This is a genomic window from Pseudomonas sp. MYb541, from assembly GCF_037479595.1.
GTDB classification, from domain to species: Bacteria; Pseudomonadota; Gammaproteobacteria; order Pseudomonadales; family Pseudomonadaceae; genus Aquipseudomonas; species Aquipseudomonas canadensis.
Genome location: NZ_JBBGYS010000056.1, coordinates 1 through 22,593, shown reverse-complemented (window position 1 = coordinate 22,593; position 22,593 = coordinate 1). Strand labels below are relative to the sequence as shown.

General features: G+C 60.9%; 21 protein-coding genes. 13 read left to right on the top strand and 8 right to left on the bottom strand.

All coding sequences use genetic code 11. The features are described 5' to 3' along the window. The first annotated feature begins 151 nt into the window (after positions 1-151). From WH299_RS26430 to WH299_RS26405, 6 genes are read left to right on the top strand one after another with little or no spacing between them, the layout of a single operon-like run. Positions 152-844, top strand: coding sequence for an RDD family protein (locus WH299_RS26430; protein WP_122728592.1), 693 nt, complete (start codon positions 152-154; stop codon positions 842-844). After that, positions 841-1,821, top strand: coding sequence for a stage II sporulation protein M (locus WH299_RS26425; protein WP_122728737.1), 981 nt, complete (start codon positions 841-843; stop codon positions 1,819-1,821). Before WH299_RS26430 ends, WH299_RS26425 begins: the two co-directional genes overlap by 4 nt. Beyond that, positions 1,808-3,337, top strand: a complete 1,530-nt coding sequence (locus WH299_RS26420) for a DUF4129 domain-containing protein (protein ID WP_122728594.1) — start codon at positions 1,808-1,810, stop codon at positions 3,335-3,337. Before WH299_RS26425 ends, WH299_RS26420 begins: the two co-directional genes overlap by 14 nt. Further along, positions 3,334-4,503 (top strand): DUF4350 domain-containing protein, encoded by a 1,170-nt coding sequence (locus WH299_RS26415; RefSeq protein ID WP_323624772.1) that lies wholly within the window; start codon positions 3,334-3,336, stop codon positions 4,501-4,503. The genes WH299_RS26420 and WH299_RS26415 overlap by 4 nt, the downstream gene beginning before the upstream one ends. Beyond that, positions 4,500-5,495, top strand: coding sequence for an AAA family ATPase (locus WH299_RS26410; protein ID WP_339551748.1), 996 nt, complete (start codon positions 4,500-4,502; stop codon positions 5,493-5,495). The genes WH299_RS26415 and WH299_RS26410 overlap by 4 nt, the downstream gene beginning before the upstream one ends. Before the next feature lie 7 nt (positions 5,496-5,502). Then, entirely contained in the window at positions 5,503-6,834 is a 1,332-nt protein-coding gene (locus tag WH299_RS26405; RefSeq protein WP_123478502.1) for a DUF58 domain-containing protein, read from the top strand. Positions 6,835-6,856: 22 nt separating this feature from the next. Here the strand turns inward: WH299_RS26405 and WH299_RS26400 are convergent, their stop codons facing one another. Then, a complete protein-coding gene (locus WH299_RS26400) occupies positions 6,857-7,216 on the bottom strand; it encodes a PilZ domain-containing protein (RefSeq protein WP_028617764.1) in 360 nt (119 codons plus the stop codon). Positions 7,217-7,439: 223 nt separating this feature from the next. Next, positions 7,440-7,814 (bottom strand): hypothetical protein, encoded by a 375-nt coding sequence (locus WH299_RS26395; RefSeq protein ID WP_025854787.1) that lies wholly within the window; start codon positions 7,812-7,814, stop codon positions 7,440-7,442. 173 nt (positions 7,815-7,987) lie between these two features. Between WH299_RS26395 and pyk the strand changes: the two genes are divergently transcribed. Beyond that, positions 7,988-9,439, top strand: a complete 1,452-nt coding sequence (gene pyk / locus WH299_RS26390) for a pyruvate kinase (RefSeq protein ID WP_016975479.1) — start codon at positions 7,988-7,990, stop codon at positions 9,437-9,439. 56 nt (positions 9,440-9,495) lie between these two features. Here pyk and WH299_RS26385 read toward each other — a convergent pair whose 3' ends face one another. After that, positions 9,496-10,245, bottom strand: a complete 750-nt coding sequence (locus WH299_RS26385) for an enoyl-CoA hydratase-related protein (protein ID WP_339551746.1) — start codon at positions 10,243-10,245, stop codon at positions 9,496-9,498. A 30-nt stretch (positions 10,246-10,275) separates the two neighbouring features. After that, the gene (locus tag WH299_RS26380; protein ID WP_339551744.1) at positions 10,276-11,208 is read right to left on the bottom strand and encodes an iron-sulfur-binding ferredoxin reductase; all 933 of its coding nucleotides are present in this window, start codon (positions 11,206-11,208) and stop codon (positions 10,276-10,278) included. A 216-nt stretch (positions 11,209-11,424) separates the two neighbouring features. Here WH299_RS26380 and WH299_RS26375 point away from each other — a divergent pair, with 216 nt between their 5' ends. The 5 genes from WH299_RS26375 to WH299_RS26355 all read left to right on the top strand — a co-directional run bounded on the left by WH299_RS26375 (position 11,425) and on the right by WH299_RS26355 (position 18,449). Continuing rightward, a complete protein-coding gene (locus tag WH299_RS26375; RefSeq protein WP_339551743.1) occupies positions 11,425-12,948 on the top strand; it encodes a fumarate hydratase in 1,524 nt (507 codons plus the stop codon). A 103-nt stretch (positions 12,949-13,051) separates the two neighbouring features. Beyond that, a complete protein-coding gene (locus tag WH299_RS26370; protein WP_339551759.1) occupies positions 13,052-14,818 on the top strand; it encodes an ATP-binding protein in 1,767 nt (588 codons plus the stop codon). Then, positions 14,812-16,137: a sigma-54-dependent transcriptional regulator gene (locus tag WH299_RS26365; protein ID WP_028617770.1), complete on the top strand. Its 1,326-nt coding sequence runs from the start codon at positions 14,812-14,814 to the stop codon at positions 16,135-16,137. The genes WH299_RS26370 and WH299_RS26365 overlap by 7 nt, the downstream gene beginning before the upstream one ends. A 216-nt stretch (positions 16,138-16,353) precedes the next feature. Further along, a complete protein-coding gene (locus tag WH299_RS26360) occupies positions 16,354-17,673 on the top strand; it encodes an MFS transporter (protein WP_339551741.1) in 1,320 nt (439 codons plus the stop codon). A 152-nt stretch (positions 17,674-17,825) separates the two neighbouring features. After that, positions 17,826-18,449: a flavin reductase family protein gene (locus WH299_RS26355; protein ID WP_122728610.1), complete on the top strand. Its 624-nt coding sequence runs from the start codon at positions 17,826-17,828 to the stop codon at positions 18,447-18,449. Here the strand turns inward: WH299_RS26355 and WH299_RS26350 are convergent. Both WH299_RS26350 and WH299_RS26345 read right to left on the bottom strand, forming a co-directional pair. Beyond that, the gene (locus WH299_RS26350; protein WP_323624765.1) at positions 18,446-18,688 is read right to left on the bottom strand and encodes a hypothetical protein; all 243 of its coding nucleotides are present in this window, start codon (positions 18,686-18,688) and stop codon (positions 18,446-18,448) included. The two genes, WH299_RS26355 and WH299_RS26350, sit on opposite strands and share 4 nt — an antisense overlap. Before the next feature lie 42 nt (positions 18,689-18,730). Further along, positions 18,731-19,072: an antibiotic biosynthesis monooxygenase family protein gene (locus WH299_RS26345; protein ID WP_028617774.1), complete on the bottom strand. Its 342-nt coding sequence runs from the start codon at positions 19,070-19,072 to the stop codon at positions 18,731-18,733. A 328-nt stretch (positions 19,073-19,400) separates the two neighbouring features. On the opposite strand from WH299_RS26345, the gene WH299_RS26340 reads away from it, so the two are divergent. Next, positions 19,401-20,330 carry an AraC family transcriptional regulator gene (locus WH299_RS26340; protein WP_028617775.1) on the top strand — a complete coding sequence of 310 codons (930 nt, stop codon included), beginning with the start codon at positions 19,401-19,403 and terminating at the stop codon, positions 20,328-20,330. A 38-nt stretch (positions 20,331-20,368) separates the two neighbouring features. On the opposite strand, the gene WH299_RS26335 is transcribed toward WH299_RS26340, so the two are convergent. Together WH299_RS26335 and WH299_RS26330 are read right to left on the bottom strand one after the other, a co-directional pair. Next, positions 20,369-21,796, bottom strand: coding sequence for an ATP-binding protein (locus WH299_RS26335; RefSeq protein ID WP_164393822.1), 1,428 nt, complete (start codon positions 21,794-21,796; stop codon positions 20,369-20,371). Positions 21,797-21,827: 31 nt separating this feature from the next. After that, the gene (locus WH299_RS26330) at positions 21,828-22,562 is read right to left on the bottom strand and encodes a response regulator (protein ID WP_015885655.1); all 735 of its coding nucleotides are present in this window, start codon (positions 22,560-22,562) and stop codon (positions 21,828-21,830) included. Positions 22,563-22,593 lie beyond the last annotated feature (31 nt).

Here is a 22,593-nt window from a genome sequence, read left to right as displayed (position 1 = left end):
GAAGATCGACAAAGTCTAGGCGCTGGACGACGTCCACGGCCAGTACCAAATCAACTGTACAAACATCCAGCAAAACCTTGAATGGTTGCTTCCACCGCCGACACTGCTAGCATCCGTGTCTCCTAGCCATTCTGCACTGCCAAGGATCGCGATGCCGTCAGCTCCATTGGATACCCGCTACCAGATCGAGACCCCGGAGGGCATCGAGCTGCCCCTACGCCCGGCCGGCCTGATGTCACGTGTGTTGGCCTTTGCCTTCGACCTGGGTGTGCGCGCAGTGGTCATGGGCGTTCTGCTGGTGCCATTGGCCATGCTTGGCAACGTCGGCATCGGCCTGGGTTCGCTGCTGCTGTTCCTGATCAGTTGGTGGTACATGGTGCTGTTCGAAGTACTCAACCAGGGATGCTCACCTGGGAAACAGGTCATGGGGTTGCGGGTGGTACACGATGACGGCACACCGATCGGCTGGTCCGCGTCACTGATCCGCAATTTGCTGCGGTTTGTCGACATGCTGCCATTCGGTTACTTCCTCGGCGCGATCAGTTGCCTGCAGCATCCTCACTTCAAGCGCCTGGGCGACCTGGCCGCCGGCACACTGGTGATCTACCGGGAACAACCGCTTCTGCGCCCCCAGATTCCTCAAGCTGCCGCCCTACGCTTGCCCTTCGCTCTGGATCTGAGTGAACAACGGGCCATCCTTGGCCTTGCGGAACGCCAGGGTGAACTTTCCACGGAGCGCGTTCACGAGTTGGCTTCGATTCTCGCCGCCCCCTTGCAGGTATCCCCGGCCCGCGCCGTGGAGCAACTCAACGGCGTGGCCCGTGGCCTGTTGGGGCCGACATGAAGCAGAGTCTTTTCGAAAGCCGTCACCAGCCTCAATGGCAGGCCTTTGCCCAATACCTGCAACAATTGGAGCAAGGCAAGGTTAAAGCCAGTGACATGGCCGACTTCCCCCATCAGTACCGGCGTCTGTGCCAGCACCTGGCCCTGGCCCAGGAACGCGGCTACAGCAGCTACTTGGTAGACCCCTTGCAACAACTGGCCTTGCGCGGCCATCAACAGCTCTACCGTCATCGCAGCCAACTGACCGCAAATGTGCTGGGGTTCGTGCTTGCCGATTTTCCCCGGTTGGTGCGGGAACAGTGGCGTTTCGTACTGATAGCCAGCCTGCTGTTCTTTGGCAGCCTGATAGGTATCGCGTTGCTGGTCTACCTGTTTCCCGACCTGATCTACAGCATCGTCAGCCCTCAGCAGGTTGCAGAAATGCAGGGCATGTATGACCCCGATGCCAGCCGCCTGGGCCGCACCGCTGAACGCGCATCGAGCGAAGACTGGATGATGTTCGGCTACTACGTGATGCACAACATCGGTATCGCGTTCCAGACGTTTGCCGCCGGTTTGCTGTTCGGCCTGGGCAGTGTGTTCTTTCTGATTTTCAACGGCCTGGTCATCGGTGCGGTCTCCGGGCACCTGACCGAAATCGGCTCCGGCCAGACCTTCTGGTCATTCGTCATCGGGCATGGCGCGTTCGAGCTGACGGCCATCGCCCTCGCCGGTGCCGCTGGTTTGCAACTGGGCTGGGCGCTGATCGCTCCCGGGCAGTTGACCCGCGGCGAGTCATTACGGCTGGCGGCGCGCAAGAGCGTGCAAATGTTGTGCGGAGTAATGATCTTCCTGTTGATCGCTGCCTTCATCGAAGCGTATTGGTCATCCACCACCCTGATAGCGCCCTGGATCAAGTACCTGGTTGGCGCGGCACTATGGCTTCTGGTAGCCGCTTACCTGAGCCTTGCCGGAAGGACTCCCCATGCGCCTGAGTGATGCCAGCGTGGTCATCCGCCCGCGTACTGCCTGGGAGGCGATGGATCTTGGCGTGTTGATGGCCCGTGAGCACCGCCTGCTCTTGATGAGCAGTTGGGCGTTGGTGACTCTGCCAGTGTTCGCCGTGCTCACGGCACTGCTGTGGAAGTACCCGTCCACCGCGATTTTCCTGTTCTGGTGGCTCAAGCCAGCCTTTGATCGCTTGCCACTGTATATCCTGTCCAAGGCGTTGTTTGGCGAAACGCCCAGCATAAAGCAGGCCGTTCGCCAGTGGCCGCGACTGCTCAAGGGTCAACTCTTGACCAGCCTGACCTGGCGGCGACTCAGCCTGAGCCGCAGCTTTGTGATGCCGGTGAGCCAACTTGAAGGCCTGGATGGCCCCGCTCGCCAAAAACGCCTGGGCGTGCTGCAGCAACGTAACGCTGGCGCCGCACGCTGGTTGACCACCATCGGGGTGCATCTGGAGATCGGACTGTGGTTCGGTTGTATGACTCTGTTCTATCTGTTCATTCCCCAGAACCTCGAGTTGGACTGGGATTGGCAACGCCTGATACTGGCGACAAGCTCGGAAGGCTTGTGGCTGGAACATCTGAGCAATGCCTTCTACGCCGTGATACTGGTGTTTTGGGAACCTATCTATGTAGCCTGCGGTTTCAGCCTCTACCTGAATCGCCGCACGGTATTAGAGGCCTGGGACCTGGAGTTGGTCTTCCGCCGTCTTCGTCAGCGCCTGAGCAACGTGGTGCCGTTGTTATTACTGATGATGGGCCTGTCGCTGCTGCCATTCAGCCCGCCTGCCATGGCAGAGTCATCCCCCTCAAAAAAACCGCTAGCCACCCAGGACGCAAGCCAATCCATCAAGTCCTTGATGGAAAAGCCCCCCTTCAAAAATCCGGAAACCGTCACGCGCTATCGCTTTGGCGAAGACAAGCCGCCTGTTAAAAACAAGGCTCACCGCGACGGTAAGCTTCCGGACTGGCTGAAGGCATTGCTGGACAACCTCAACAGCAATACCTTCAAGCACATCGCCCAAGGTTTGGAGGTGCTGCTGTGGGGCCTTATTGTCGGTGCATTGATCACGCTGGTGTGGCGCTATCGTGAGTGGTTGCGCACGTTTGTCAGCCGACGCAGGCTACGCAAGCCACAAGATGCCAAAGTTGCCCCCGCGCAATTGTTCGGCCTTGAGCTAGGCCTCGAGACGTTGCCCTACGATATTGCCAGTGCCGCCGAACACCTGTGGCCCACCCAGCCAAGGGAAGCCCTTGGCCTGTTATATCGCGGCCTGCTCAGCCGGCTGCTGCATGACTTCAACATGCCGCTGAAAAGCGCTGACACCGAAGGCCAGATCCTGGAACGGGTCAACCAGTTGCAACAACCACAACTGCTGGCGTTCAGCGACGACTTGACCCGGCATTGGCAAAACCTCGCCTACGGCCACCGCCTTCCTCCCCCTTCAGTCCAGCAACAGCTATGCAGTGATTGGCGCACCCTGTTCAGCCGGGGGAGCAACCCATGAACCGGCCTTTACTGTGGGCGGGACTCTTGCTGGCGTGCCTGCTTGGAGCGGGTGGTTACTACGCATGGAGCAAGGCAATTCCCTACGATGAGGTGGTGGATCGCGGCCCTTCTCCAGAAGCCCTGGCCAACCCCTACCTGGCAGCCGAACACTTTCTACGCCAACAAGGCCTGACCGTTGAGCGCGCCAATAGCCTGGAGCGGCTGGCTACCCTGCCAGCCAAGGGCAACAGCCTGTTGCTGCTCGGCGAGCGCAGCAACATGTCACCCCGCCAGGTAGAGCAACTGCTGGGTTGGGCCAAATCCGGCGGCCATTTGTTGCTGGTGGCCGAGGCGTTGTGGGATGAAGAGACTGGCAAAAGCGGCGACCTGTTGCTCGATCGTTTGCATATCCACCAGACCTTGAGTGACGAGCCTGAGGAACCTGCACCGTCCAGCAACAAAGCGCTTAAAAAGAAAGCCCCGCACCTCACCAAACTCTACATCGACAATGAAAACCCATCGGCTTACTTCAGTTTCGACACAGACTTCAATCTCACCGACCCCAGGCACCTGGCCCAATTCTCTGCCAACAGCGCAAGATCGAGCCACCTGATGCAACTCAACCTCGGGGAAGGCAGCGTCACGGTAATCACCGACAGCGACCTGTGGAAAACCCCGAGCATCGCCAAGTACGACAATGCCTGGTTGCTGTGGTACCTGAACCAGGGCAAGGCCGTGACCTTGCTGTTCAACACCGACTTCGACGACCTGTTCACCTTGCTGATGCGGTACTTCCCCCAGGCTCTGGTAGCACTCGCTACCTTGATCATCCTGGGTCTTTGGCGGGCGGGCCAACGTCAAGGCCCGGTCCGTAAACCCGCAGACTATGCACGTCGTCAATTGCAGGAACACCTCAAAGCCAGCGCTGACTTCCTGTTACGCCGCAGCGGCCAGGGCACACTACTGCACGCCTTGCAGCGCGATATCCTGCGCGCGGCCCGGCACCGTCACCCCGGCTTTGAACACCTCGACAATGCAGAACAGTGCCGGGCGCTTGAACACCTGACGCGCCAACCCTTTCACATCATCAGCCAGGCCCTTGGCCCACTCCCGGAGAAACGGCTTTCCAGCGCCGATTTCAGCCGTCAGGTGGCGTGCCTGCAAACCCTCAGGAATGCCCTATGAGTGAATTTCCAAGCGCCACTGCCTTGACCCGCGAGACCGTGCAACGTGCCAGCGGGCAAGCCCAAGCCCTGCGCAATGAGTTGCGCAAAGCGGTGATTGGCCAGGACCCGGTGATCGACGATGTCCTGACCGCGCTGATCGCCGGCGGGCATGTGCTGCTCGAAGGTGTACCGGGGCTGGGTAAAACCCTGCTGGTGCGTGCCCTGGCACGCTGCTTTGAGGGAGATTTCGCGCGCATCCAGTTCACCCCGGACCTGATGCCCAGCGATGTCACCGGCCACGCCGTGTATGACCTGCACACCGAACAATTCAAGCTGCGCAAAGGGCCGGTGTTCACCCATTTGTTGCTGGCCGACGAAATCAACCGTGCCCCGGCCAAGACCCAGGCCGCGTTGCTCGAAGCGATGCAGGAACGGCAAGTCACCCTCGAAGGCGAGGCGCTGCCCATCGGCCAACCGTTCATGGCGCTGGCGACCCAGAACCCTATTGAACAGGAAGGTACTTACCCCCTGCCGGAAGCGGAGCTGGATCGCTTCATGCTCAAGGTGCGCATGGATTACCCCGATGCGCAGCAAGAACTGGACATGGTGCGTGAAGTCACGCGCTCGTCTCGGGCCGACATGCTGGATGTACAACCCTTGCGCACGGTACTGCAGGCCGAAGATGTGCTGCAGCTTCAGCAGATAGCCAGTGAGCTGGCACTCGACGAACAAGTGCTCGACTATGCCGTACGGCTGGCGCGCGCCACCCGCAGTTGGCCGGGGCTGGCCATCGGTGCCGGCCCTCGGGCGTCCATCGATCTGGTGCGCGGCTCACGCGCCCGTGCCTTGCTGCGCGGCGGCGAATTCGTCACGCCGGACGACATCAAGGATTGTGCCCTGGCAGTACTGCGCCATCGGGTACGTATCGCGCCAGAGCTGGATATCGATGGGTTGGAAGTCGACCAGGTGCTCAAGCAACTGCTCGATCAGATCCCGGCGCCCCGGCAATGACTCGCCCATGAAACCGACCCGTCTGCTGTTGAACTGGCTTGGCGTATTGCTGGGCTTGGGCATCGTGCTGGGTACTGCGGCAGCGTTGCAGTTCAAGTTGCCCGACAACTTGTACTCCATCGCATGGGGGCTGCTACTGGCACTGTTACTGCTCGCGCTGCTGGATGCGATGCGTCTGCGTAACCGCCCTTCGCCCCGTGTGCAACGGCAAATGCCCGGAAGCCTGGCACTGGGTCGCTGGGGGGAAATCCGCCTGGTTCTAGAGCATGACTTTGCGCAGACACTGAGCGTGCAGGTGTTCGATCATGTCCCTGACGGGTTGTCCGTCGAGCACATGCCCCAATCCATAGACCTGCGCCCCGGTGAACGCAGTGAACTGGGTTATCGCCTTCGCCCCTTGCGACGCGGGCATTTCAATTTCGGCCGCTGTGAAATTCACCTGCCCAGCCCCATGGGCCTGTGGTCAGCACGACGACTGATCGAAGTGAGCGATACCACCCGCGTCTACCCGGACTTCGCCCGTCTGTACGGCGCCCAACTGCAGGGCGTGGACAACTGGCTGAGCCAACTGGGTGTACGCCAACGCCAGCGGCGCGGCTTGGGACTGGAATTTCACCAGTTGCGCGAGTTTCGCGAAGGGGACAGCCTACGGCAGATCGACTGGAAGGCCACCGCCCGGCAACGCACACCCATCGCTCGTGAATACCAGGATGAGCGCGACCAACAGATCGTGTTCATGCTCGATTGCGGCCGCCGCATGCGTAGCCAGGATGACGAACTGTCTCACTTTGACCATGCCCTGAATGCCTGCCTGCTGCTCAGCTACGTCGCGTTGCGCCAGGGGGATGCGGTAGGACTGTGCACCTTTGCCGGTGACCAGCCACGCTACCTGGCGCCGGTCAAAGGCAGTGGCCAATTGAACCTGTTGCTCAACGCGGTATACGACCTGGATACCACTCGACGGACTGCTGACTATCAGGCTGCAGCAAGCGAGTTGCTGGCTCGGCAGAAACGGCGCGCATTGGTGATCGTGATAACCAACCTGCGGGATGAGGATGATGAAACACTGCTGGCCGCCGTCAAGCGTATCAGTCGTCAACACAGGGTGCTGGTGGTCAGCCTTCGCGAGGAAGCGCTCGATCGACTGCGCCAAGCACCCGTACAAACCTTGCCCGAAGCCTTGGCCTACAGCGGCACCATCGACTACCTGAATACCCGCAACGAACTGCACGACCGACTCAGCGCCCAAGGCCTGTCCCTATTGGACAGTTTGCCGTCTGAACTGGGACCGGCGTTAGTCACGCGCTACCTGGGGTGGAAGAAAGCTGGCGTGCTCTGAAAAGTGCCCGCCAACTCTTTATCTAAGCCGAAGCCTGCAAAGGATCAAAGCTGAAGTAATGCAACAAGACGTTGATCAACTGCTCATATTCCTCAGGTGCCTGCAGCACCCTGAACCCGGAATCATAGTGCTGGGGGTTTACATCCTCATGACTCCATAGGCAGCTCGCCGTGAGATCAATGGGATGAAAGGTGCCGTCAGCCGCCGGAATCTTCAAACGCAGCTCAAAATCCACATCGACCATCATGGGCAGTTGGCTGATTAACATCAGTCCATCTTCAGAGACATTTCCCAAGAAGCCGATGGGCTTGTCGGTAAGACGATTAAACACTTGCAAAAAACAAGGAAGCTGATGCCGCTCGATCCGTCGGTCGGTAAACATGGTGAGATCGCCATCCAATGGCCATGACTGCGGCCGTGCCAGTGATTCGGAACGGGTAATACGCCCGCTCTCTCTGGATCTCGGTGCGACAACAGGCAATTGCCTGCCGCTAGACAGCCACCCAGTCCGGGCCCCACATCCATTTGCATAGAACTTATACAAATGAACATTCAAAGAATAGCCCAAGACTGGCAACGGGCCAGTTATTGAATGACAAATATCATCACAAAGAAGCTGGTCGCGGTTGCGCGACGCTTGCACCAGGGTAATGCCCCAGTTGTTGCAGGGTGTCGAGCCTCGCGCGGGCGCGGTAGGCGTACTCGCTCGATGGGTATTGATTGATAATGAATTGGTAGGTTTGCACCGCGTCGACAAACAGCTTTTGCCGTTCCAGGCACTGACCGCGCAACATCGAGACTTCCGGCTGCACATAACGTCGGGTGCGACTTTCACGGTCGACCTGGGACAATTCCAGGGTAACGCGCTCGCAGTCACCGACCTTGTAGGCACGGTAGGCATTGTTCAAGTGATGGTCCATCGACCAGCGGGTGCAGCCGACAACACTGACGGCCAGGGCAGCAATGAGCAAAATTCGCATGAGGGTTCTCCTGTCTTGTGCAGTGTATCGACCCCTCGTCGAAAATCTTCAAGGATGTTCGTATTCAGCCGCAGCGAAAACAAGTCAATCATCGATAAGTAGTGCAAACGAACAATGACTACAACGAAAGAGCATAGTAGCCTTCTCCAGCGCTTGAACTCAGGAGTCTGTGCATGTCCGTCCGTCGTACCAAAATCGTCGCCACACTTGGCCCGGCCAGCAACTCGCCGGAAGTCCTCGAACAGCTGATTCTGGCTGGTTTGGACGTTGCCCGTCTGAACTTCTCCCACGGCACCCCGGACGAGCACAAGGCTCGCGCCAAGCTGGTGCGTGACCTGGCCGCCAAGCACGGCCGCTTCGTCGCTCTGCTGGGTGACCTGCAAGGCCCGAAAATCCGTATCGCCAAATTCACCAACAAGCGGATCGAGCTGAAGATCGGTGATCAATTCACCTTCTCCACCAGCCACCCGCTGACCGAAGGCAACCAGCAGGTCGTGGGTATCGACTATCCGGATCTGGTCAAGGACTGCGGCGTCGGCGACGAGCTTCTGCTGGATGATGGCCGCGTAGTAATGCGCGTTGAAACCGCGACCCCGACCGAACTGCACTGCGTCGTGCTGATCGGTGGTCCGCTGTCCGACCACAAAGGCATCAACCGTCGTGGGGGTGGCTTGACCGCACCGGCCCTGACGGAAAAAGACAAGGCCGACATCAAGCTCGCCGCCGAAATGGAAGTGGACTACCTCGCCGTGTCCTTCCCGCGCGACGCCGCCGACATGGAATACGCCCGTAAGCTGCGCGACGAAGCCGGTGGTACTGCCTGGCTGGTGGCTAAGATCGAACGCGCCGAAGCCGTGGCCGATGACGAAACCCTCGACGGCCTGATCAAGGCTTCCGACGCGGTGATGGTTGCCCGTGGCGACCTGGGCGTGGAAATCGGTGACGCCGAGCTGATCGGTATCCAGAAGAAGATCATCCTGCACGCTCGCCGCCACAACAAGGCAGTGATCGTGGCGACCCAGATGATGGAGTCGATGATCCAGAACCCGATGCCGACCCGCGCCGAAGTGTCCGACGTGGCCAACGCCGTGCTCGACTACACCGACGCCGTGATGCTCTCGGCCGAAAGCGCCGCCGGCCCTTACCCGCTGGAAGCCGTGCAAGCCATGGCGCGTATCTGCCTCGGCGCTGAAAAGCACCCGACCAGCAAGACCTCCAGCCACCGTATCGGCAAAGAGTTCGAAAGCTGCGACCAGAGCATCGCCCTGGCTGCCATGTACACCGCGAACCACTTCCCCGGTGTGAAGGCGATCATCGCGCTGACCGAAAGTGGCTACACGCCGTTGATCATGTCGCGCATCCGTTCCTCGGTGCCGATCTACGCGTTCACCCCGCACCGTGAAGCCCAGGCGCGCACCGCGCTGTTCCGTGGCGTGTACACCGTTCCGTTCGATCCGGCTTCGCTGGCACCGAACGAAGTCAGCCAGAAAGCTATCGACGAGCTGGTCAAGCGTGGCGTCGTAGAGAAAGGCGACTGGGTCATCCTGACCAAGGGCGACAGCTACCACACCACCGGTGGCACCAATGGCATGAAGATCCTGCACGTGGGCGACCCGCAGGTCTGAGTGACACGCTGAAAAACAAAAGCCCCGCCATGTGAATGGCGGGGCTTTTTACTTTCTCAGGACCGGTTGATAAATCCCGACAACGCCGCAATCGCTTCCGGCGACTTCAACCGCTGGACAAACAACGCACCCTCTTCCTCAATCACCTGACGCAATTGCTCACGATCCACACTCTTCATGAGTTGCTTGGTCACCTGCACCGCCCCTGGTGCCAAGGTTTCGAAGCGCTCGGCCATTTCCCGCGCCTTGTCCAACGCCGCCTCGCCGCTGCCCAACGCCTCGGTGGCAATCCCCCAGGCTGCCGCCTGTTCGCCGGTAAAGCCCTCGCCCAGCAACAATAATTCCGCAGCCTTTGCGTGCCCCAACAACCTCGGCAGGATCAGGCTCGACCCAAACTCCGGGCACAGCCCCAGGTTGACAAACGGCATGCGCAACCGCGCATCCCGGCTGATGTATACCAGATCGCAATGCAGCAACAGGGTTGTCCCGATACCCACCGCAACGCCCGCCACGGCGGCAATCACCGGTTTGCGGCAGTTGAGCAGGCTTTTCATGAAATAAAACGGTGGGCTGTCGAGGTCGCTGGGCGGCTGTTCGAGAAAATCGCCGATGTCGTTGCCGGCAGTGAAGCACTCACTGCTGCCCTGGATCAGTACGCAGCGGATGTCCTCATCCGCATCAGCCTGCTCCAGTGCCCCGGCCAGTTGCGTGTACATGGCGCGGGTCAGGGCGTTTTTCTTGTCGGGGCGATTGAGCTGCAAGGTCAGCAACCCGCGTTCGCGGTGTTGCAGGATGGCATCGGTCATGGCGAATCTCGCGGCTGTAGAGTTCAGCGCTCAACCACGGGGCAGGAACACATCGGCCAGCAGTTGATTACGCGGCAGTCCCGCCAGGAACAGACGCTTGGAAAACGCCTCGACACTGGCCGGGTGCCCGCAGAGTAAAGCCAGAGTTTGCCGCGAAACAAGCCGCAGTTGCGCCAACGCCTGGGTCGCCTGCGCCGCCGTCCACAGTTCCACCGTCACGTTGGGATGCTGTGCAGCCAGCTGCGCCAGGGGTTCGGCCAGGTAATGCCCCTCAGCATCATGGGCCAGGTGAATCACGCGGATGTCGCCCTGATGATCCTGGCGCAAGGCCTCACGCAACACGCCCCAAAGAGGGCCAAGGCCGGTGCCGGACGCCAGCAGCCACAGCGGTCGGCTTTGCCAGTCAGGATCGTATTGCAGCGCGCCGCCGCGCAGTTCGCCCAGCCGCAAACGGTCGCCCAGCTGCAACTGGCGGGCGAGATCACTGAATTCGCCAGGCAGACGGCAATCGAGGTGAAACTCCAGGAATGGGTCATCCTGAGGCAAGCTCGCCAGGGAATAGGGCCGCGCCACTTGTCCCGCCCACAACACCAGATGCTGCCCAGCCCGGTAGCGCAGGCCTCGCTCGGGTTGCAGGCGCAGGCGCAGCACACTCGGGCTCAACCAATCGATACCCACCACCTGGGCCGGCAACCCATCACGCGTAGGATCAAAGGTTTCGACGCGCAGGTCCCCGCTCACCTGGCACTGGCACGCCAAGCGCCAGCCGTCCTGACGTTGCGCCGGGCTCAAGGCCTCGGGCTGCTTGTCCTCGACCCCCCCCTGGCATCGCACCAGACACGCATGGCAACTGCCGGCGCGGCAACTGTAGGGCACGGCCACACCCGCCTGGTTCAAGGCATCCAGCAAGTTGCTGCCGATAGATACCGACCAATGGCGTTCACCGACGTAGAGTTCAGGCATATAAGGGCTCAATCACAAGGGGCGCGCACAGGGAATCATGCCTGCGACAGTTTGACCATAGTCGGGTGTATCGGCCACCGAGCCGGGTTATACTGCCGCGCCTTTTTAGCGTCGCGCCTGCACCACTTTGGCGTGCCTTGGAAAGGTGAGCTCAGCCGACCGATGCAACACTGAGCCCACCTTTATTGAATGTTCCCTTATAGAGGAGCGCGACTCATGACCGTGATCAAGCAAGCCGACCTGATTCAGAGCGTTGCCGACGCCCTGCAATTCATTTCCTACTACCACCCCGTGGATTTCATCCAGGCCATGCACGAAGCCTACCTGCGCGAAGAATCGCCAGCGGCCCGTGACTCCATCGCCCAGATCCTGATCAACTCGCGTATGTGCGCCACCGGCCATCGCCCGATCTGCCAGGACACCGGTATCGTTACCGTGTTCGTGCGCGTGGGCATGGACGTGCGCTGGGATGGCGCCACCATGGGCCTGGACGACATGATCAACGAAGGCGTGCGTCGCGCCTACAACCTGCCGGAAAACGTCCTGCGCGCCTCCATCCTGGCCGACCCGGCAGGCAGCCGTAAGAACACCAAGGACAACACCCCGGCGGTCATCCACTACTCCATCGTCCCGGGTAACACCGTGGAAGTGGACGTGGCAGCCAAGGGCGGCGGTTCCGAGAACAAGTCGAAAATGGCCATGCTCAACCCGTCCGACTCGATCGTTGACTGGGTATTGAAGACCGTTCCGACCATGGGCGCCGGCTGGTGCCCACCGGGCATGCTCGGCATCGGCATCGGCGGCACCGCCGAGAAAGCCGCCGTCATGGCCAAGGAAGTGTTGATGGAATCCATCGACATCCACGAGCTGAAAAAGCGCGGCCCGCAGAACCGTATCGAAGAGATGCGCCTGGAGCTGTTCGAGAAGGTCAACCAACTGGGCATCGGCGCCCAGGGCCTGGGTGGCCTGACCACCGTGCTCGACGTGAAGATCATGGACTACCCGACCCACGCAGCATCCTTGCCGGTGTGCATGATCCCCAACTGCGCCGCCACCCGCCACGCGCACTTCGTGCTCGACGGCTCGGGCCCGGCCTCGCTGGAAGCGCCACCGCTGGACGCCTACCCGGAAATCGTCTGGGAAGCTGGCCCATCGGCCCGTCGCGTCAACCTCGATACCCTGACTCCGGAAGAAGTGCAGAGCTGGCAGCCGGGCGAAACCGTGTTGCTCAACGGCAAGATGCTCACCGGTCGCGACGCCGCGCACAAGCGCATGGTCGAGATGCTGAACAAGGGCGAAACCCTGCCGGTGGACCTCAAGGGTCGCTTCATCTACTACGTCGGCCCGGTTGATCCAGTGCGCGAAGAAGTGGTTGGCCCAGCCGGCCCGACCACCGCGACGCGGATGGACAAGTTCACCCGTCAGATCCTCGAGCAAACCGGCCTGTTGGGCATGATCGGCAAATCCGAGCGCGGCCCGACTGCGATCGAAGCGATCAAGGACCACAAGGCCGTGTACCTGATGGCCGTGGGCGGCGCTGCTTACCTGGTGGCGCAAGCCATCAAGAAGTCGCGCGTTGTTGCCTTCGCCGAACTGGGCATGGAAGCGATCTACGAGTTCGACGTGAAGGACATGCCGGTCACCGTTGCTGTCGACAGCAAAGGCGAATCCGTGCACATCACCGGTCCTGCCATCTGGCAGAAAAAGATCAGTGAAAGCCTGGCGGTAGAAGTGCAGTAAGCACTTCTCCTGCAAACATAAAGGCGACTGTGGCCATGGCCCAGTCGCCTTTTTTATGGCACATGGTATGGTGCACTCCCTTACCGTGCCTGCCCATCACCGTATGATCGTCATCCCTCGCCCCCTGCGCCTGACCTTCTATTCCCTGCTGATCATCGCTGGCGCGCTACTGGCCGCGGCCTTGGCCACGCGCCACGCCGAACGCCAGGCCTTGGTGGACGACGCCGCCCGCGCCAATCAGCAGCTTGCGCTGTACGCCAACTCGCTGCACACCCTGATCGAACGCTACCGCGCCCTGCCCGCCGTGCTGGCGTTGGACTCGGAGATGATCAATGCCTTGAAGGGCCCGCTGGATACCGCGACCCAGGATCTACTCAACCGCAAGTTGGAGCGCATCAACGGCGCGGCGCAGTCATCCACCCTGGAATTGATGGACCGCACCGGCCTGGCCGTGGCCGCCAGCAACTGGAACCTGCCCAGCAGCTATGTGGGCCACAACTACGCGTTTCGCCCCTATTTCAGCCAAACCTTGAGCCAGGGCACTGGGCGCTTTTACGCGGTGGGCGTGACCACCGGCATACCCGGTTACTTCCTCTCCAGCGCGGTGGTCGATGAACACGAACAGTTCCTCGGCGCGATGGTGGTCAAGCTTGAGTTCCCCGAACTTGAACGTGAGTGGGCCCAAGGCAATGACCTGCTGCTGGTCAGTGATGCGCGTGGCATTGTGTTCATCGCCAATCAACCCGGCTGGCGTTATCGCAACCTGCGGCCGTTGACGGCCAGCGACCTTGCCGAACTCAAGGCCACCCGCCAATACGACAAAAAACAGCTGCAAGCGCTGGAAACCAGCACCCTGCAACGCTTCGACGAAAACAGCCACCTGATGCGCGTCAACGGCCCGGATGGCAGTGCCAATTACATCTGGGAATCCCTGCCGCTGAAGGCCGAAGGCTGGACCTTGCACCTGCTGCGCAAACCGCAGTTCGCCTTTGAAGATCAACGTAACGCTGGCCTGGCTGCCGCCGGCTCCTGGCTGGCGCTGGTGTTCCTGGTGCTGTTCCTGACCCAACGCTGGCGTCTGGCCCGCTTGCGCCAGCGCAGTCGCGAAGAGCTTGAGCAACTGGTGGAAGAACGCACCCAGGCGCTGCGCACGGCCCAAGATGGCTTGGTGCAATCGGCCAAACTGGCGGCGCTGGGACAGATGTCCGCCGCCCTCGCCCACGAAATCAATCAGCCACTCACCGCCCAACGCATGCAACTGGCCACTTTGCGCCTGCTGTTGGATCACGGCCGTGTCGAAGACGCCTACCAGGCCCTCACGCCACTGGACGACATGCTCACGCGCATGGCCGCCCTCACCGGCCACCTCAAGACCTTCGCGCGCAAAAGCCCCAGTGGTTTGCGTGAACGCCTGGACCTGGCCACCGTGGTCGACCAGTCGCTGCACCTGCTCGATGCGCGCCTGCGCGATGAATCCATCGGCGTGGTGCTGGACCTGACCCGCCCCGCCTGGGTGCGCGGCGATGCAATCCGCCTGGAACAGGTTCTGATCAACCTGCTGCGCAACGCCCTCGACGCCATGGCCGACAAACCGCGCAAACGCCTGGAAATCCGCCTGCATGCCGACCAACAACTGTGGCGACTGACCGTCAGCGACAGCGGCGGCGGGATTGCCGACGAGCACCTGAACAGCGTGTTCGACCCGTTCTTCACCACCAAGCCTGTGGGTGATGGCCTCGGCTTGGGGCTGGCGGTGTCCTACGCTATCGTGCACGAATTGGGTGGGCGCCTGATCGCCAGCAATCGCGGCGACGGCGCGGTATTTACCCTGACCCTGCCTATCGCGCTGGAGACGCCCGACCTATGTTGAACGCGGTGATTGTGGTCGATGACGAAGCCAGCATCCGCACGGCCGTCGAGCAGTGGCTGAGCCTCTCGGGGTTCGAGGTGCAGTTGTTCAGCCGCGCCGAGGAATGCCTGGCGCAATTGCCCAAGGATTTCCCCGGCGTGATCCTCAGCGATGTACGCATGCCCGGACTCAGCGGGCTCGAACTGCTGGCCGAGGTACAACGCCGCGATGCCGATTTACCGGTCATCCTGCTCACCGGCCACGGCGATGTACCGATGGCGGTTGAGGCCATGCGCGACGGTGCCTACGACTTCCTGGAAAAACCCTTCAGCCCCGACGCCCTGCTCAACAGCCTGCGCCGTGCCCTGGACAAGCGCGGGTTGATCCTGGAGAACCGACGCCTGCATCAACAGGCCGATCATCGCGCGCAGTTGGAGTCGACCTTGCTCGGCGTGTCCCGTGGTTTGCAGACCTTGCGCCGCCAGGTGCTGGACCTGGCGAGCCTGCCGGTCAACGTACTGATCCGTGGCGAGACCGGCAGCGGCAAGGAAATGGTCGCCCGTTGCCTGCATGATTTTGGCCCTCGGTCGAAGAAACCTTTTGTCGCGCTCAACTGCGCCGCCATCCCCGAGCAGTTGTTTGAAGCCGAGCTGTTCGGCCACGAAAGCGGCGCATTTACTGGCGCGCAGGGCAAGCGCATCGGCAAACTGGAATATGCCCACGGTGGCACGCTGTTCCTCGATGAAATCGAAAGCATGCCGCTGGCCCAACAGGTGAAACTGCTGCGGGTGTTGCAGGAACAGAAACTGGAGCGACTGGGCTCCAACCAGAGTATCCACGTGGACCTGCGCATCATCGCCGCCACCAAGCCGGACCTGCTGGAAGAGGCCCGCGCCGGGCGCTTTCGCGAAGACCTGGCCTATCGCTTGAACGTCGCGCAACTGCGCCTGCCGCCTTTGCGTGAGCGCCGCGAAGATATCCCGCTGCTGTTCGACCACTTTGCACAGAGTGCCGCCGAGCGCCTGGGCCGCAGCGTCGAACCCCTGAGCGGCGCTCAACTGGGGCGCCTGCTCAGCCATGATTGGCCAGGAAATGTGCGTGAGCTGGCCAACGTTGCCGAACGCCAGGTATTGGGCCTTGGCGAACCGGAACCGGAAGGCATCGAGGCTGGGCAATCCCTGGCTGCGCAGCAGGAGGCCTTCGAAGCCCACTGCCTGAAAGCCGCGTTGACCCGGCACAAGGGCGATATCAAGGCCGTATTGGCCGAGCTGCAACTGCCACGCCGTACCTTCAATGAAAAGATGCAGCGCCATGGGTTGGTGCGGGACACCTTCCTGTAGGCGCTGGCAAGCCAGCTCCTACAATGGGCAGTGCGCGCCCGCGCCAATAAGCGGATTTCCGCTCACCCATTGAAAATCATCAGCGGCTTTCCGCTCAAAAAAATCCTCGAACCCCTCTATTCCGGGCCTTCATCCACCTGGCACAGCTCCTGCTATAGCTCGAGCCAGGCTGCGCACGCGCCGCTCCATAAAAACAACTAGATGAAGGATCCTTCAATGGATAACTCCAACGCCCTGCCTCTGGGGTCGGCGGCCGCGCCTACACAGGCACGCACGACCTCCAGCCGCATCAAATCGATTTTCAGTGGTTCCGTCGGCAACATGGTCGAGTGGTACGACTGGTACGTCTACGCCGCCTTCTCGCTCTACTTCGCCAAAGCCTTTTTCCCGAAAGGCGACACCACCGCCCAACTGCTCAACACCGCCGCGATCTTCGCCGTGGGCTTCCTGATGCGCCCGATCGGTGGCTGGCTGATGGGCCTGTACGCCGACAAAGTAGGGCGTAAAAAAGCCTTGATGGCCTCGGTCTACCTGATGTGCTTCGGTTCGCTGCTGATCGCCCTGAGCCCGGGCTATGAAATGATTGGTATCGGTGCACCGATCCTGCTGGTGTTTGCCCGTTTGCTGCAGGGGTTGTCGGTCGGCGGCGAATACGGCACTTCCGCCACCTACCTCAGCGAGATGGCGACCAAGGAACGCCGTGGTTTCTACTCCAGCTTCCAGTACGTGACCTTGATCTCCGGCCAGCTCATCGCACTGGCCGTGCTGATCGTGCTGCAACAAATCCTGACCACCGAGCAGCTGTATGCCTGGGGCTGGCGTATCCCGTTCGCCATCGGCGCGCTGTGCGCAGTCGTCGCGCTGTACCTGCGTCGTGGCATGGAAGAAACCGAGTCATTCACCAAGAAGGAAAAAGCCAAGGAAAGCGCGATGCGCACCTTGATGCGCCATCCCAAGGAACTGCTGACCGTGGTCGGCCTGACGATGGGCGGCACCTTGGCCTTCTACACCTACACCACCTACATGCAGAAATACCTGGTGAACACGGTCGGCATGAGCATTTCCGACTCCACCACCATCTCGGCGGCGACGCTGTTCCTGTTCATGTGCCTGCAACCCATTGTCGGTGGGCTGTCGGATAAAGTCGGCCGTCGCCCGATCCTGATCGCCTTCGGCATCCTCGGCACGCTGTTCACCGTGCCGATCCTTACCACCCTGCACACCATCCAGAGCTGGTGGGGCGCGTTCTTCCTGATCATGGCGGCGCTGATCATCGTCAGCGGCTACACCTCGATCAACGCCGTGGTGAAGGCCGAGCTGTTCCCCACCGAAATCCGCGCCCTGGGCGTGGGCCTGCCGTATGCGCTGACCGTATCGATCTTTGGCGGTACTGCTGAATACATCGCGCTGTGGTTCAAGAGCATCGGCATGGAAACCGGCTACTACTGGTATGTGACCGCGTGTATCGCGGTGTCGCTGGTGGTCTATGTGACCATGAAGGACACGCGTAAGCACTCGCGCATTACCACCGACTAACCGTTGAACGCAGTTCAAAATGTGGGAGCGGGCTTGCCCGCGAAAGCGGTGTGTCAGTCAACGATTGTAGAGACTGAACCACCGTATTCGCGGGCAAGCCCGCTCCCACATTGGGTATGATGCTGGTCCCGAAATCGAGAACAGAACAGGCCATGTCCGACGATATCCATTTCTACGAACCCGCCAACGGCCACGGCCTGCCCCATGACCCGTTCAATGCCATCGTCGGTCCACGGCCGATCGGCTGGATTTCGTCCCACGACAGCGAAGGCCGCCTGAACCTGGCGCCCTACAGCTTCTTCAACGCGTTCAACTACATTCCGCCGATCATCGGGTTTTCCAGTGTTGGGCGCAAAGACAGCCTGAACAACATCGAACAGACCGGCGAGTTTGTGTGGAACCTGGCGACCCGCCCGCTGGCCGAGCAGATGAACCAGAGTTGCGCCCCGGTATCACCCGAGGTGAATGAGTTCGAATTGTCCGGCCTGACGCCGGTGGCTTCGAAGATCGTGGGCGTGCCACGGGTGGGCGAGAGCCCGGTGTCGTTCGAGTGCAAGGTGACGCAAATCATCCAGCTTCAGCGCGCCGACAAGGCATTGGTGCCTAGCTGGCTGGTGCTGGGCGAGGTGGTCGCGGTGCACATTGCCAAGTGGCTGCTCAAGGACGGTATCTACGACACCGCCGCCGCCGAGCCGATTCTGCGCGGTGGCGGCCCGGCGGATTACTTCCAGTTGGGCCCCGAAGCCCTGTTCAAGATGTATCGACCCAAGGCTTAGGACTCAGTCGCCCACGCCAACTGACCGTCTTCGTCGACATCGACCAAGCACTCAAGCTGCAGGGTGGCCGCATCGTCGGCGTCGGAGGCGGTGGTGAACTTTTGTCCATCAAGGATCTTGTGAAACTGCGGTGCGCCCATGCCATCCAGTGCCTTGACGGCGACGGCGGCGCTGTAGCCACCCTCGCCCGGTACTACGGCGGAAACGGCTTCGTGGTGGGCAAATTGTTTACGTGCCATGTTGCAGGTCCTGGCCAATGGAAAGTCGGCCATTCTAGACCTTCAGCCGGCGAGTTGCAGGTACTCGCCGTAGGCGTGTGCAGCGGATGCGTCAGTAAAGGTCTGGAAGTCCATGCTGCGGACCACCATGTCATTCAACAGCTCGGTCAGGATCATCAGGGCTGGTGAGTTGAAGTAGGCGCTCATCGCCTCCTCACTGCTCCAGAAACCGGAGATCAACCAGACATCGGGATCGACCTGGGAATGCTGCAACGAGAATTGCAGGCAACCCTGAGCCTGACGGCCCGGTTCGATCAAACTGCTCAAGCGTGCACCGAGTTCGGTGCTGCACCCGGTGCGGGCGCGGATAAAGGCCATATGGCTCGCGGGAATGGGGGTGGACATGTTCGACTCTCCCGTTGAGAAGTGATGCTCGGCAAGCACTGTGAGGGCGTGTTGCCACAGGATCAAAGATAACGGCGCGGATGCGGGCGCGGTTAGTCAATTCCTGTCGGCTTATTGCACAATCCTGCGAGAAGCGTAGAGAGGACGTCTGGCGCAGACGTTTTATTCCATGGGTCAACGCCTTGTTTCAGGGAGATGACAGGCCCCGCGATTGCCTGATTCACGATGCGTCGCAGGATCAGGCAAGGATTGTGCAGAATCGACGTAACACTTTTTGAAAAGCCGCCGCTAAGCTGAGCCCATCGAAGTAGCCAGTAGAGGACGCTCCATGTCGTCGCCCGAACATAAAGCCATGCCCCTCGATGCCGAGATGGAAAAACAGCGCGCCGAACTGGCCAGCATCGTGCACCGGCATACCTGGGAGGACGGCTCCTACGGCACCGCCATCACCACCTTGTTCCTGAACCGCCACAACACGCCGCGCGACTTCATGCCGGTACTGGTGGAGCCTGCCCTGTGCATTCTGGCGAGCGGCAGCAAGGAAGTGCGCCTGGCCGACGAGATCTTTGCCTACGACCCACTCAATTACCTGGTGTTCTCGGTGGCGATGCCGGTGGCCGGGCGGATCATTGATGCCACCCCGGAAGACCCGAACCTGTCGGTGCGCATCAATATCGACCCGGCGCAGTTGACGGCCTTGATCGCGGAAGCAGGCCCGATGGGCGTGCCGTCGCGTCCGACCTCCCGTGGCATGTATGTCGACCGCATCGACGGCCAACTGCTCGACGCCGTGCTGCGCCTGGCGCGCCTGCTGGACTCGCCCAAAGACATCGCCATGCTTGCGCCGCTGATCAACCGGGAAATTCTTTATCGCCTGTTGCGGGGTCCACAGGGTTATCGCCTGTATGAAATCGCCGTGGCCAACAGCCAGAGCCATCGGGTCAGCCAGGCGATCAAGTGGTTGAACGGCAACTACGAGCAACCACTGCGCATCGATGACCTGGCCAAGGAAGTGAACCTCAGCGTCTCGACCTTGCACCACCGCTTCAAGGCAATCACTGCGATGAGCCCGTTGCAATACCAGAAGCAATTGCGCTTGCAGGAAGCGCGGCGGTTGATGATTGCCGAAGGGTTGGAAGCGTCGGCGGCCGGGTATCGCGTGGGGTATGAAAGCCCGTCGCAGTTCAGTCGGGAATACAGCCGGTTGTTCGGCGCGCCGCCGCTGAGAGACCTGGCCCGATTGCGCCAAAGCATCTGACCACCGCCCCAAGCCGGGCTCCTACAAGGGAGTCGTGTTTAATCCAGGGTTCGGGGTAGCTGCAGGGTGACTCGCAAACCACCCTCGCGCAAATTCTGCAAACTCACTTCACCGCCATGGCTATGGGCAATGTTGCGCGCAATCCCCAATCCCAGGCCGTAGCCCTGTTGCTGCCCGGCCAGGCGGAAGTGCGGTTCGAACACCTGCTCAAGACGCTGCTCCGGCACACCGGGACCTTCGTCATCCACGTGCAGGATGAACTCCGCGCCATCGTCTTCGATGTGCAGATGGGCGTTCTGACCGTACTTCAACGCGTTGTCGATCAGGTTGCCAATGCAACGCTTGAGCGCCAGCGGCTTGCCCGGATATGCCGTCAACGCCCGGCCATGCTGGGTCACGCGGCCATTCCCGTTCGGCGCCAGGTACGGTTCCACCAGGCAATCGAGCACATGGTTCAGGTCGACCGGCTCGATGTTTTCGTGGATATCCGTATCTTTCACGCATTGCAGCGCGCCCTTCACTAACAACTCCAGCTCATCCAGGTCGCGGCCGAACTTGGTTTGCAGGTTCTCGTCTTCCAGCAATTCCACGCGTAGGCGCAGGCGGGTGATCGGTGTGCGCAAGTCGTGGGAAATCGCGCTGAACAACTGGCTGCGCTCGGTCAGGTAACGGCTGATGCGCTCGCGCATGGCATTGAACGCACGGCCCACTTCCACCACTTCACTGCCACCGCCTTCGGCCACCGGCTCTACGTCGGCGCCCAGGGACATGTCCCGCGCCGCCCGCGCCAGACGCTTGAGCGGTCGGCTCTGCCAGTGCACCAGCAAACCGATGAACAGCAGCAGAAAACCGCTGGTCAGCACGATAAACCACACCTGCTGGGACGGCAGGCCTTGCTCTTCAAGGCTGGTGTAGGGCTCGGGCAATAGCGAGGCGATGTACAGCCATTCGCCAGGTGCGAGCTGAATCTGAGTGACCAGCACCGGCGGGTTTACCGGCTCCAGGGTCAGTGCGTAGTGGGCCCAGGAACGCGGCAGTTCATCAAGTTTGAGGCCGGCATTGAAGATGCGCAGGTCTTCGGCGCTGACAAACTCCACCGAGATATGCACATCGGCACCGAGGGTTTGTTTCAGCACTTCATCGACCGCTTCAAGCACGGCCTGCTTACGCGGGGTTTGCGGCAGGATGGCCATGTCCAACGGGCGATCATTGAGGGTCACGACGAAACGCGTGCCGCCCATGCTACGCAATTGGTCGAGGACCAATGGGCGATAGGCCACCGGCAATGAACGGAAATAACTCACGCTGGCGGTCATCGAATGCGCCAGGCTGCGGGCGCTGGTGACCAGGCCTTCGAGCTGGGTGGCACGCAACTGCGAGACCCAGATCACGCTGGACAGCGCCTGGGCAAACAACACCGCCAGCAACGTCAGCAGCAGCATGCGCCCCAGCAACGAACGTGGCACCGGGAAGCGGCGACGGCGTTCAGTCAGATGTTCAGTGGGCATTGCCGGCAACCACGCTGGCTGCCAGTTGATAACCGCTGCCGCGCACCGTGCGGATCAGCCTCGGGGGTTTTTCGGTATCGCGCAAGCGTTGGCGCAAGCGGCTGACGGCCATGTCGACGATACGGTCCAGCGGCATCAGGTCGCGGCCACGGGTAGCGTTGCCGATGGTGTCACGGTCGAGGATCTGTTGCGGGTGGTCGAGAAACAATTTGAGCAGGGCGAAATCGGCCCCGGAGAGGATCACTTCTTCGCCGTCTACATGAAACAGGCGGTGGCTGATCATATCCAGGCGCCATTCATCGAACACCAACACGTCGCCACCACTGCTGCGTTCCTGGCCAAACTGGCAGCGACGCAACAGGGCCTTGATCCGCGCCTGCAACTCGCGGGGGCTGAACGGCTTGCCGATGTAGTCGTCGGCGCCCAGTTCCAAGCCAATCACGCGGTCAGCCTCGTCGGAACTGGCGGTGAGCATGATGATCGGCACCTGCGCCTGGCGCGGGTGCTGGCGGATCCAGCGGCAAAGGCTGAAACCGTCTTCGTCCGGCAACATCACATCAAGGATGACCAGGTCACACGGCGCCTCGTTCATCGCCTGGCGGAACCCCGCGCCATCCGGCACGCCACGCACCTGGAAACCGGCGCGACTGAGGTAGGTCTGCAGCAATTCGCGGATTTCCTGGTCGTCGTCGACGAGGAGAATCGATTTACTGATTACGCTCACGGGGTCCTCCTTGTTGTTATGGAGTGATCTT

Coding starts and splice junctions, on each gene's coding strand:
- WH299_RS26430 (WP_122728592.1), top strand. CDS start 152: ATGCCGTCAGCTCCATTGGATACCCGCTACCAGATCGAGACCCCGGAG.
- WH299_RS26385 (WP_339551746.1), bottom strand. CDS start 10,245: ATGACCGATGCCATCCTGCAACACCGCGAACGCGGGTTGCTGACCTTG.
- WH299_RS26425 (WP_122728737.1), top strand. CDS start 841: ATGAAGCAGAGTCTTTTCGAAAGCCGTCACCAGCCTCAATGGCAGGCC.
- WH299_RS26405 (WP_123478502.1), top strand. CDS start 5,503: ATGAAACCGACCCGTCTGCTGTTGAACTGGCTTGGCGTATTGCTGGGC.
- WH299_RS26370 (WP_339551759.1), top strand. CDS start 13,052: ATGATCGTCATCCCTCGCCCCCTGCGCCTGACCTTCTATTCCCTGCTG.
- WH299_RS26410 (WP_339551748.1), top strand. CDS start 4,500: ATGAGTGAATTTCCAAGCGCCACTGCCTTGACCCGCGAGACCGTGCAA.
- WH299_RS26415 (WP_323624772.1), top strand. CDS start 3,334: ATGAACCGGCCTTTACTGTGGGCGGGACTCTTGCTGGCGTGCCTGCTT.
- WH299_RS26350 (WP_323624765.1), bottom strand. CDS start 18,688: ATGGCACGTAAACAATTTGCCCACCACGAAGCCGTTTCCGCCGTAGTA.
- WH299_RS26380 (WP_339551744.1), bottom strand. CDS start 11,208: ATGCCTGAACTCTACGTCGGTGAACGCCATTGGTCGGTATCTATCGGC.
- WH299_RS26365 (WP_028617770.1), top strand. CDS start 14,812: ATGTTGAACGCGGTGATTGTGGTCGATGACGAAGCCAGCATCCGCACG.
- pyk (WP_016975479.1), top strand. CDS start 7,988: ATGTCCGTCCGTCGTACCAAAATCGTCGCCACACTTGGCCCGGCCAGC.
- WH299_RS26355 (WP_122728610.1), top strand. CDS start 17,826: ATGTCCGACGATATCCATTTCTACGAACCCGCCAACGGCCACGGCCTG.
- WH299_RS26345 (WP_028617774.1), bottom strand. CDS start 19,072: ATGTCCACCCCCATTCCCGCGAGCCATATGGCCTTTATCCGCGCCCGC.
- WH299_RS26395 (WP_025854787.1), bottom strand. CDS start 7,814: ATGCGAATTTTGCTCATTGCTGCCCTGGCCGTCAGTGTTGTCGGCTGC.
- WH299_RS26420 (WP_122728594.1), top strand. CDS start 1,808: ATGCGCCTGAGTGATGCCAGCGTGGTCATCCGCCCGCGTACTGCCTGG.
- WH299_RS26340 (WP_028617775.1), top strand. CDS start 19,401: ATGTCGTCGCCCGAACATAAAGCCATGCCCCTCGATGCCGAGATGGAA.
- WH299_RS26400 (WP_028617764.1), bottom strand. CDS start 7,216: ATGTTTACCGACCGACGGATCGAGCGGCATCAGCTTCCTTGTTTTTTG.
- WH299_RS26375 (WP_339551743.1), top strand. CDS start 11,425: ATGACCGTGATCAAGCAAGCCGACCTGATTCAGAGCGTTGCCGACGCC.
- WH299_RS26360 (WP_339551741.1), top strand. CDS start 16,354: ATGGATAACTCCAACGCCCTGCCTCTGGGGTCGGCGGCCGCGCCTACA.